This window comes from Rhodothermales bacterium (assembly GCA_013002345.1).
In the GTDB taxonomy this organism is placed as follows: domain Bacteria; phylum Bacteroidota; class Rhodothermia; order Rhodothermales; family JABDKH01; genus JABDKH01.
The window spans coordinates 1-10,776 of record JABDKH010000117.1 but is presented as its reverse complement, the minus strand read 5'-3'; the positions used below and the strand labels follow the sequence as shown (position 1 = coordinate 10,776).

Genomic DNA, 10,776 nt, shown 5'->3' with positions numbered 1-10,776 from the left:
GAATGGGGGCAACGATGATCACCTGCGCGCTGGCAGAGAACATCATCAGCCACAGTGCCGCCAGAATGAGAAAAGCGTTCGTGGGAAGCCGGGACACACGGCAGACCGTCAGGTGAAGTGCGAACGGTGGTCAACCTGTCGGCGGATGACAATGTTTCTCGCACGTGGCGGTCCTAACGTGGATCGATGGATTCCGCACCCCCGGCAGCACGTCCGCTATATGGTCCCCAGGCTCTGACCGCCCTTCAGGGGAGCCCTGAACGCAGAGCTGATTCGGGTGGGGCCGCGATGATTCCCCCCGAGATTGCGAGGGCTCTTGTAGAGGAGTCGACCGATTACGGCGCCGTCTGCCCATAGCACGACCACTCAGACCGCCCCCAGCCGACGCCGGATTCGATGATGAACTGCGAGCGGATTCTCTCGCTTCAGTTTGATCAATAGAGTCCGCACTCCTGCCTCAACATCGCGCACCGGCCCTGCGTATCTTGGCGGTCGGTCCACACCCCTCCCACTCACTGCAGCCTCGCGACGGCACAAACTCCCTACGGATGGATTTTCAATGGCGCCTCCGCCAACCCGATAACCCCGACCTGGTCCAGCAACTTAGCGCCCAGCTGAACGACATCCCCCTGCCCCTGGCCCGTGCTCTCGTTCTTCGAGGCATCGATTCCTACGAGAAGGCACGACACTTCTTCCGGCCCTCGTCTGCAGACATCCTCGATCCTTTTCTGATGAAAGACATGGACAAAGCGGTAGACCGCGTTGTTCGTGCAATTCAGGGTGGTGAACGCGTGATGGTGTATGGGGACTATGACGTCGACGGAACGACGGCCACGGCCCTCATGACGGCATTCCTGCGCCGGCGCGGTGTCGATGTAAGCTACTTCGTGCCACATCGTGTCGACCACGGATACGGGTTGAGCGCCGCCGGAATCGACGTGGCTCGCGAACGTCGCGCCTCACTCATTATCGCACTTGACTGTGGCATCACCGCATTTGAGGAAGCGGCGTACACGAAATCCCTCGGGATCGATCTTATCATTTGCGACCACCATACGGTCAAGAACGAGGTGCCGGAGGCGGTCGCCGTCCTCGATCCCAAACGTCCGGATTGCAGCTACCCCTTCGACGAACTGTCCGGCTGCGGCATCGGGTTCAAGCTTGCCCAGGCAACCTCGGCCACCCTGGGTGAAGCCGAAGAGGAGGTTCGTGGCTTCCTTGACCTCGTTGCCGTGTCCATCGCCAGTGACATCGTCCCTATCGACGGTGAGAATAGAGTCCTGATGAGGGAAGGGCTGCACAAATTGCACACGAACCCATCGACCGGTTTTCGCGCCCTTGCGCGCCACGCCGGCGCTGATCTTTCAACGTGTTCGACATCCCAGATCCTCTTCGCCCTCGGACCGCGTATCAACGCCGCTGGTCGTCTGGGCGACGCCGGCCGCGCGGTTGACCTGATGCTTGCGGAGGACGATCGTGACGCAGACCGCCTCGCCGCTATCCTGGAGAAGACGAATGACCGGCGAAAAGCGATCGATCGGGAAACGGTCGACGATGCGGTGCTGAAAGCGGAAGCTCTTTTTGCCCGGCAGGACGTCAACGGGATCGTATTGCACGAAGCCGAGTGGCATCCCGGCGTCATCGGAATCGTTGCCAGTCGACTGGTTGAACGGTTTGTCCGGCCTACGATCCTGCTCACAACAGTGAACGGTGTGGCGAAGGGCTCGGCACGCTCCATCCATGGCATCAACATCTACGAAGCGATCCGGACCTGCGAAGACCTCGTCGAGGACTTCGGCGGTCACAACTACGCGGCCGGGCTGTCGATCCGTACCGAGAGAATTGCAGAATTCAGCGAGCGCTTCAATGCCGCCGTTGGCGAGCTCGCTTCTGCGGACAGCTTCATCCCGTCCATCAACTATGATTCGACTCTGGCGCTGGACGAGGTAGACAGGAGATTTCTGGCGCTCCTCACTCAGTTTGAACCGTACGGCCCCTCGAACCGCAACCCGGTGTTCAGGTCCTCCGATCTGCAGGTCGTGGGGCGTCCGCGGTCGGTCGGTCGGGACGACAGCCACCTCAAATTCAGTGTCAGGCAAGATAGCGGCCGGCCGCTGGATGTGATCGGGTTCGGGCTCGTTGACAGACTGGACGCCGTGATGCACAGTCGCGAGAGTGGTGAACCTCTCGAGATGCTGTTCAATGTTGAGGAGCGCGTCTGGAAAGGAACGCGTGCCGTTCAGCTAAAGGCGAAGGATGTCAGGCTACAAACGTAGTCGACTCGTCCGCGGCCGACTGCAGCTGGCCACACACAAGTAGGCAAAGGGCAGATACCGTCGGGTCAATCACCCGGTAAAGAACGTGCTGCCCATCTCGCCGCCGCTCCAGCATCTCGGCGTGAGCCATCTGAGCGAGATGCTTGCTGATGTTGGACTGCCGCTGGCCGGTCGCTTCGACCAGCTGCTGCACACTCATCTCTCCATTGGCGTTGAGATGGTTCAGTAGCACCAGGCGCACGGGCTCCGAGAGTATCCGGAACCGCTCTGCAGCTGCTTCTATTAGCCTCTGGGGCACAAGCCGACCTGCCATGACAATAACCGCGATAGATTCGTTGCGAGTAATATGATGGGTGGGCCGGAATGATCCTGCCAGGCTCGGTGCCGGGCATAGAACGGGTGCACTGACAGGTCCGTCGACCTTGTACGAAGTGGTGCACCCTTGAAGATGCGACCGGAACCGCAATTATTTCTGCGCTATACCCCTTTTGGGTGCGAGGGTCAACACCACGTCTACACAGGGAAACCTGATATTGAATTTGTCAGGCGCGGTTCGCAGTCTTCAGCTTATGGTACATTCGCAGGTCCAGCGACCGTGCGGTAGTTCCTTGAATCATCCCGGAACCTTATTCCGATAAAGGAATAACTCCGAATTCTTGAATCACCATTTTGATGATAGCCCAGCGTTATGATTGAATTTCTGTCCCAGCCGTGGCCATGGTACGTGGCGGGCCCCCTGATCGGCCTCGTTGTACCTGCGCTACTTCTCATGGGTAACCGCCAGTTTGGCATTTCGGAGAACCTCCGACACATGTGTGCCGCTACCTTTCCCGGAAACATCGAGTTTCTAAAGTATGACTGGAAAGCGGGCATCTGGAATATGACCGTCATCATAGGCGTCCTGATCGGTGGCTTCCTTGCTCACACGTTTCTGAACAACCCGGATCCGATCGCTATCTCCGAGGCCACAAGGTCAGATCTTGCCGCGCTCGGTATTTCGGATTTCAGCGGACTGGTGCCCGAGCAGATATTCAGCTGGTCCGGACTCGCGTCCGTACCGGGGATCATCATGATCGTCTTCGGCGGTTTCTTCATCGGGTTTGGATCGCGTTATGCAGGCGGCTGCACGTCGGGGCATGCTATTTCGGGTCTCGCGGATCTGCAGTTGCCGTCTCTGATTGCCGTGATTGGTTTCTTCGTCGGCGGATTGATCGCCACGTTCTTCATTCTCCCCATCCTTCTGTAGGTGAGCAGCATGCAAGTTTCAGACTCTCAGCAGGCGGTGGCGGGAACGGCGGATTCTGTCCTCAAACCGGCTCGTGACGGCCTTCTCAAATATCTTCTGGTGGGCATCGCGTTTGGTATCGTGTTCACCAAGAGCGAAGTGATTTCCTGGTTTCGAATTCAGGAGATGTTTCGCTTTCAAGCGTTTCACATGTATGGGATTATTGGCTCTGCGGTAGTCGTCGCAGCGCTGTCCGTGTTTCTGATCAAGAAGACAAACGCAAAGACGTTCAAAGGCAGCGAGATCTCCATCCCCCCGAAGATGCTGGGCAAAGGATATCGCTACTGGATCGGAGGCACCATCTTTGGACTCGGCTGGGCACTCACGGGAGCCTGCCCGGGCCCGATCTTCGCGCTCATCGGTAACGGCGTTCTTGTGATGGTCGTCACATTGTTGAGCGCCCTCGCCGGTACGTGGGCCTATTCCGCGCTCAGGCCAAAATTGCCGCACTAGAAGTGCACCCGAGCATTGTTTTCTTATTTCTTACAAATCGTGTGACCAATCATGTTTTTCAGACAGGTATTTGACGAAAAGCTGGCCCAGTATGCATACCTGATCGGCTGTCAGGCCACTGGAGAGGCTATCGTGATCGACCCTGAGCGGGACATCGATCAGTACGTCAAGATTGCAACTGGCGAGGGCCTCGAGATCGTGGCCGTCACCGAGACACACATCCACGCGGACTTCCTTTCCGGCTCGCGCGAGTTCGCCGAGCAGCATGATGTTCACGTCTACCTATCCGACGAGGGCGACGCAGACTGGAAGTACGAGTGGGTGAAGAAGGGTGACTACAACTACACGTTGTTGAAAGACGGCGACGCCTTCAAAATCGGAAACATCGAACTTCGTGCCGTTCACACGCCCGGGCATACGCCGGAACACCTGAGTTTTCTGGTGACGGATCTTGGTGGTGGAGCGAACGAACCGATGGGAATGGCCAGCGGTGACTTCGTGTTCGTCGGAGATCTGGGTCGACCCGACTTGCTCGAGTCGGCCGCCGGCGTCCAGGGCGCAATGGAGCCCTCGGCCAGGGTCCTCCATTCTTCTGTGCAGGAATTCCTGAAGCTGCCTGACTATATGCAGATATGGCCGGGCCACGGCGCCGGCTCCGCATGTGGCAAAGCTCTCGGCGCCGTTCCGGAGACGACAGTAGGGTACGAACGACGCTTCAACGCAGCGATCCAGACCGCCATCGAAGGCGAAGCGGACTTCGTCAACTACATTTTGGAGGGCCAGCCCGAGCCGCCGATGTATTTCGCGCGGATGAAACGCGATAACAAGATCGGGCCTCCCGTTCTGGGGTCGCTACCGCAACCGCAGCTCCTTACCGCCCGCGAGCTCGTCAAGCTCTCGGACCGGACCGACATCGCGGTACTCGACACCCGGCTCGACAGAACAGCGTTCATGGCCGGCCACCTGCCGGGAAGCATCTTTGCACCGCTCAACAAGACGTTCCCGACCATCGCCGGATCGTACGTGGATGAGGGAGTGCCGATCTATCTGGTGGTCGAGGAGAGTGAACTGATGGACGCCGTACGATCACTCGTCCGCATCGGGCTCGATGAAGTCGCAGGCTATGCAACGCCTGATACGTTGCTCGTGTACGACGAAACACACGGCAAGCTTCACAGCATCGAGGAAGTGAAGTTCGACTCGGTCAAGGCTCATGGCAACGTTGGAGACGTGGACGTACTTGACGTGCGTGGTATCTCCGAATACCAGGAAGGACACGTGCCAAACGCTCTCAATATTGCTCACACACGTCTTTTTCTCCGCTGTGACGAGCTGCCAAAGAACCGCAAGCTCCTCGTGCACTGCGGAACAGGAGCTCGCGCGGCATCAGCCGCTTCTCTCCTCTCTCGTTCCGGCCGGACCGTCTCGCTGGTCAACGACGAATGGACCAACTGGGCCCAGATGGGTGAGGTTGTGACCGGCTCACCGGAACTCGAGACAACCGGTTGACGAACCCGACGGGGACGATCCGTTTGAGGTCGTCCCCGTTTGTGCTCTGGCCGGCAACGTACCCACGGTGAATCCATATGGAGCTTCTCCGCCGCTTCTTCCCGCCGGCGACATGGCTTCCCGCATACGACGCGACCACCCTCAAGAGTGACGTTCTCGCTGGCGTGACCGTTGGTGTTATGCTCATTCCTCAAGGGATGGCATACGCCCTGATCGCCGGATTGCCACCGATCTACGGGCTGTATTCCGCGCTCGTGCCGCTTATCGGATATGCACTGTTCGGTTCGTCGAGGCAGCTCGCGGTGGGACCCGTCGCGATGGTTTCCCTCCTTGTTGCCGCAGGGATCGCACCCCTGGCCCCGCAGGACAGCGCCGATTACATCCGGCTCGCTGTTATCCTTGCCCTCATGGTGGGCGCCATTCAATTCCTGCTCGGGGCTATCCGTTTTGGCTTCCTGGTAAACTTCCTTTCACACCCGGTGCTGTCGGGATTCACGTCCGCCGCGGCACTCATCATCGCATCAAGTCAGATCAAGAATCTTCTTGGTGTAGAGATTCCTCGCTCCAACTTTGTGCACGAAATCGTGTGGAGCGCCATCCGACAGAGTGCCGACGTCCATCCAGCCGCCGTCATCATCGGTGTCGCCAGCATTGTGATCCTGGTGGCCATCCGAAGATGGAAGCGAACCCTGCCGGGAGCGCTGTTTGCGGTCGTCGCAGCTACACTCGCCGTGTGGCTGACGTCTGCGAATGAAGCCGGACTGGCCATAGTCGGAGCGGTACCGGAAGGGTTGCCATCATTCGGACTGCCGACATTCACGACGGCCGAAATTGCTGCGCTGGCACCTACGGCCATGGTCATTGCGCTCATAGGCTTTATGGAGTCGATAGCCGTTGCAAAATCATTTGCTTCGCGTAATCGCTACCGGATCGACGCCAATCAGGAACTCATCGGACTCGGGGTCGCAAACATCGCCGGTGCCTTCTTTCAGTCCTTTCCTACGACCGGGGGTTTCTCCAGGACGGCCATCAACGCGGAAGCCGGCGCGAAGACGACGGTCGCATCGCTCGTGAGCGCATTGATCATTGCGCTCACGCTGCTGTTCCTGACTCCTCTCTTCTTCTACATGCCGAAGGCCGCCCTGGCAGCCATCATCATCGTGGCCGTGATGGGACTGATCGATTTCAAAGAGGCTGTGTTTCTGTGGAAGGTCGACAGACGCGACTTCTTCCTGATGCTCCTGACTTTCGTTGCGACACTTATGCTCGGGATCGAGGAAGGTATCCTCGTCGGCGTAGTTGCATCATTGATTGTCGTCGTGTACCAGTCATCTCGACCCTACACAGCGGTGCTTGGAAGACTTCCCGGTTCCCAGACCTACAAGAACGTGGACCGCAATCCGACTGCGGTGGCCCCCGAGGGTGTACTTGTCGTTCGTATTGATGCCTCGCTGTATTTCGCAAACACGGAACACGTCAAGGACCGACTGCAGGGTGCAGGACCGGACATACGGGCCGTCGTTCTCGACATGTATCCGGTAAACAAGCTCGACTCATCGGCTCTGCATGCCGTCGCGGAGGTGCTGGAAGTCCTGGAGGTCCGGGCGGTTCGCTTCTACGTGTCAGGCGCAAAAGGGCCGGTTCGGGACGTTCTGGTGAAGGCCGGCCTTGAGGATCGCGTGGGAGCTGCGAACTTCCATGCTACCATTCACGACGCCGTTGAAGCCGCACAGTCGCACATTCGAGCGGCAGGGCCTGCTGACACGACAACGGCCAGCCCGTAGGCCGCGCGCTTTGCCAATTGCCACGACGTGGTTAGCTTACACCAGCCAACGTGCCAGAAAACAACGAAAAAGATGAATAGCAACGACCTTTCAAGACGAGATTTCTTCCTTCGCGCGTCGGCCCTCGGCATGGCAGCCGTCGGTGGAAGCACACTTCTTGCCGCTTGCGGCGGCAAAGAAGCGGCGACGCCCGACGTACCCGCAGCAGCCTCGGATGCCGCCGCCGCGGGTGCCTGCAACGACCTGACAGGACTGACCGATCAGGAGAAGCAGATGCGAGGAGCCCTGCAGTACGTCGAGGTGACGGATATCCCCGACAAGCGCTGCGACAACTGCCAACTGTATATCCTACCGGAAGGCGCGTCCGCATGTGGCGCATGCAAGATCCTGAAGGGACCGGTGACTCCCGGCGGTCACTGTACGTCCTGGGCCGCAATGCCAAGCTGAGCCGGCTTCAACGTGGATCGATCATTCGGGGCAAGTGTCGCACGGCGCTTGCCCCGTTTGCTGCCTGCGCGATTTTGACTTGATATTCTGATCCACACTTCCATACCTACTGATGGGCGACGGCACGATCTGGGTATATAGACACAGAGACGGCTCGGACGCGCACTCATTAACCTTCGCGGTCCAAAAACATGACTGCGGCACACCATCGATCTGGCAGAACTGGAGAACCGGGGCATCAGTCGTCGCGCTATGATCCGTTGCAGCCGCCTCGATGCCGGTTTGATTGCTCGGACCCACCGCACCACCGCGACTCCCGCGGCACAATAATCTGCTTGCTGTTCGGGATCCTCGTTGCGTGCGTGATCTTCACCGAGCTTGCTCTAGACGCAGCAGGGCAATCGAGCTGGACTCGAACAAACGGCCCCATGGCCGCGCACACGAGCGCCATTGCCGTAGCAATCGATGGTACGGTCTATGCCGGCACATTCGAGGAAGGTATATATCGATCGGACGACGATGGCCACTCGTGGAAGCAACTCGGGTTGATAGACACGGATATTCGCGGACTCGTGATCGACCACCGGGGTCGACTTCTCGCTGGCACCTTTGGAGATGGAGTCTACCTGTCGACCGACCGTGGCGAGACGTGGGATGGATTCAATACGGGCCTCGCTGATTCTCGTGTGCAATCGCTCATCGGCAATGGAGAGGGCGCGATACTCGCCGGCACATTCGGATCCGGTGTATTCGCTCTGCGTGACGAGACAACATGGCACAGTTCGAATGATGGGCTCACCGATCTCGACGTGCGGTCACTTGCGTTTGGTACAAGAGAGACAGCGTACGCTGCATGCCGCCGCGACGGAGTCTTTCTGTCGACAGACAGCGGCCAGACGTGGTCGCGCTTCGACGGCGGCTCTCCGCTGGGCGCTCTGCGATTCGTTGCTGCATCCCGCCGCGAGATTGTCGCTGCCGGCTGGGTGGGCGGCGTGGCTCGCAACTACCAGGGAGAAGGTGCGTGGACCCGGATCGCTGAAGGCCTGCCCAACCAGAAAGTCTGGACGGTGGCCGTTCTTCCGGGAGGCCAGCTCCTCGTGGGCATGCACGGACACGGAATCTACGCGTTCGACGAGGCGTCCGGAACGTGGCGCTCCACGGGTCTCGAAGGCGGGACCGTAACCGCTATCACCGCGGGCATCAACGGAGACGTATGGATTGGCACCCGAACAGGCATCTACAGATCAAAGGGGCCCGACTACGACTGGCGGCTCATGGGAATCCCCAGAAGCTACGTCTTCTCGCTCGCGACGACCACCGGCGGCACCATTATCGCAGCAACGTATGAGAGCGGACTTCTCCGGTCCAGCAACCGCGGCGTGGAATGGGTGCCGACAGATCGACATCATGAAGATGTCTATACGGTCGTATCCGATGGTGGACATCAGTTTGCAGGCGGCATCGCGGGACGCGTGTTCGAGTCTGACGACGATGGTCGTTCGTGGACGATTACAAACAAAGACCCGGGAGACGAGTGGACGCGAGCCCCCATCCGGTCACTGGCGGTTCAGAGGCGCCGTGTCCTCGCCGGGTCCGAGGGCGACGGCGTGCTCCGCTCTGAGGATGGCGGCATCACGTGGAAGAGAGTCGGTCTCGATGGCCATGTCATCTGGAGCCTGGCCATGGATGAGAGCGGACTCACCTACGCGGGGACAAGTACCGGTCTCTTTCGAAGTGTATCCGGTGGCGAGACGTGGGATTCGATCACAGACGAGGTAGTTCGGGCGGGTGTCTTCTCCATCCACATCGATCGCGATGAGGGACTTCTCGTCGGCACTCCCGATGGAGTGGCTCGCTCGACCGACGGGGGGACAACATGGGAGAAGAACGGACTCCAGAGTCGCTTTGTCACCTCCATCCTGCGCGGAGCCAACGGCACTGTTTACGCAGCCACATTCGGCGACGGCGTCTTCGCCAGAAAGACACCGGACACTACCTGGATGCATCTGGATAAAGGGCTCGACAATCGGTTCGTCCGGTCGCTCGCGTACCTGAATTCCGGAAACGACACGCACGAATTGTTTGCAGCGACCGACGGAGATGGTGTCTTCAACGCGATCATCCCTGTCGTAACGGTAGACGCCATCCCGGAACAGCCCGTAGTCACTACCCTGTATCAGAACTATCCTAATCCGTTCGCCACGTCTACAACGATTTCTTTCTCGCTTCCCCGGGCGACTACGCTGCGGCTTGACGTTTACAATGTGCAGGGACAGTTGGTCGACAGGCTGCCGCCGCGGTATCTGCCGTCCGGACATCATCAGGTCGAGTGGCACGCCGGCGACCTGTCCTCAGGCGTGTACTACTATATCCTCGAATGTGAAGCAGGGCGGGCATCTCAAAGACTGATTCTTCTCCGATGAAAAAATGTTCGAGCCGCTAAAGATTCCGGAGATCGACCGATACTTATCTACGAGCTCACCGCTCAATTATCTTTGACTATTAGCGGTTGATGCTCCTTTGAAAGCCCAGCCCCGTAAGGCTGGGCTTTTTGTTTTTAAGGCGGGTCAGCTCAGTCGAGGTCTTCAACGCTGAAATCGTCGATGTGCAGGTTGAGACCGTGATTGACGCGCAGGCCCACAATGCCATCTGCGGGGAGGTCGGCACGCGGTACGCTCGCGACTTCGGTGCTGTTGACCAAAAACGTCAACCGATCCGTAGTCGACTGGATTTCCAGGACGTTATGAACGGTACCCTCCGTGGTGTCTGTGTACGGGATGATCGCATCGCTCGCTGTCCATGGATGTACCACGCTGGTCTCGTCTCCTGCTCGGGTCTTGACCAGGAACTCACCGCTGCGGCGGAGAAGAAAGTAGAGGTACTTCTGATCATCCCCTTCGAGATCCTGCCCGCCGACGAACAGTCCAAAGCCCTCATTCCGTTCTCCTGGCGGGAACAGATAGATTGCGGCCCGAGCCCGGTACGAACCTTCGGCCGTGCTCGCCGGATGATAGAATATCGC

The 10,776-nt window shown here is 58.9% G+C and carries 9 protein-coding genes; 7 read left to right on the top strand and 2 right to left on the bottom strand.

Annotation, left to right across the window (positions count from 1 at the left end; all coding sequences use genetic code 11):
- Positions 1–548: 548 nt before the first annotated feature.
- Positions 549–2,276, top strand: coding sequence for a single-stranded-DNA-specific exonuclease RecJ (gene recJ, locus HKN37_05905; protein NNE46175.1), 1,728 nt, complete (start codon positions 549–551; stop codon positions 2,274–2,276).
- On the opposite strand, the gene HKN37_05900 is transcribed toward recJ, so the two are convergent.
- Complete coding sequence (locus HKN37_05900; protein ID NNE46174.1) at positions 2,260–2,589, bottom strand: helix-turn-helix transcriptional regulator; 330 nt, start codon at positions 2,587–2,589, stop codon at positions 2,260–2,262. The genes recJ and HKN37_05900 overlap by 17 nt on opposite strands.
- A 375-nt stretch (positions 2,590–2,964) precedes the next feature.
- Between HKN37_05900 and HKN37_05895 the strand changes: the two genes are divergently transcribed.
- From HKN37_05895 to HKN37_05870, 6 genes are all read left to right on the top strand, one after another.
- Positions 2,965–3,522, top strand: a complete 558-nt coding sequence (locus tag HKN37_05895; protein ID NNE46173.1) for a YeeE/YedE family protein — start codon at positions 2,965–2,967, stop codon at positions 3,520–3,522.
- A gap of 9 nt (positions 3,523–3,531) precedes the next feature.
- Complete coding sequence (locus HKN37_05890; GenBank protein NNE46172.1) at positions 3,532–4,014, top strand: YeeE/YedE family protein; 483 nt, start codon at positions 3,532–3,534, stop codon at positions 4,012–4,014.
- Between the two features lie 51 nt (positions 4,015–4,065).
- Positions 4,066–5,523, top strand: coding sequence for an MBL fold metallo-hydrolase (locus HKN37_05885; GenBank protein NNE46171.1), 1,458 nt, complete (start codon positions 4,066–4,068; stop codon positions 5,521–5,523).
- Positions 5,524–5,600: 77 nt separating this feature from the next.
- On the top strand, positions 5,601–7,307 hold the full coding sequence (locus HKN37_05880) for a solute carrier family 26 protein (GenBank protein ID NNE46170.1): 1,707 nt from the start codon (positions 5,601–5,603) through the stop codon (positions 7,305–7,307).
- 72 nt (positions 7,308–7,379) lie between these two features.
- The gene (locus tag HKN37_05875) at positions 7,380–7,754 is read left to right on the top strand and encodes a hypothetical protein (GenBank protein ID NNE46169.1); all 375 of its coding nucleotides are present in this window, start codon (positions 7,380–7,382) and stop codon (positions 7,752–7,754) included.
- 428 nt (positions 7,755–8,182) lie between these two features.
- Positions 8,183–10,177: a T9SS type A sorting domain-containing protein gene (locus tag HKN37_05870; GenBank protein ID NNE46168.1), complete on the top strand. Its 1,995-nt coding sequence runs from the start codon at positions 8,183–8,185 to the stop codon at positions 10,175–10,177.
- A gap of 149 nt (positions 10,178–10,326) precedes the next feature.
- Here HKN37_05870 and HKN37_05865 read toward each other — a convergent pair.
- Positions 10,327–10,776 (bottom strand): hypothetical protein (locus HKN37_05865; protein ID NNE46167.1); only part of this gene is annotated, 450 nt, incomplete at its 5' end.

Coding starts and splice junctions, on each gene's coding strand:
- HKN37_05875 (NNE46169.1), top strand. CDS start 7,380: ATGAATAGCAACGACCTTTCAAGACGAGATTTCTTCCTTCGCGCGTCG.
- HKN37_05900 (NNE46174.1), bottom strand. CDS start 2,589: ATGGCAGGTCGGCTTGTGCCCCAGAGGCTAATAGAAGCAGCTGCAGAG.
- HKN37_05890 (NNE46172.1), top strand. CDS start 3,532: ATGCAAGTTTCAGACTCTCAGCAGGCGGTGGCGGGAACGGCGGATTCT.
- HKN37_05895 (NNE46173.1), top strand. CDS start 2,965: ATGATTGAATTTCTGTCCCAGCCGTGGCCATGGTACGTGGCGGGCCCC.
- HKN37_05880 (NNE46170.1), top strand. CDS start 5,601: ATGGAGCTTCTCCGCCGCTTCTTCCCGCCGGCGACATGGCTTCCCGCA.
- recJ (NNE46175.1), top strand. CDS start 549: ATGGATTTTCAATGGCGCCTCCGCCAACCCGATAACCCCGACCTGGTC.
- HKN37_05885 (NNE46171.1), top strand. CDS start 4,066: ATGTTTTTCAGACAGGTATTTGACGAAAAGCTGGCCCAGTATGCATAC.
- HKN37_05870 (NNE46168.1), top strand. CDS start 8,183: ATGGCCGCGCACACGAGCGCCATTGCCGTAGCAATCGATGGTACGGTC.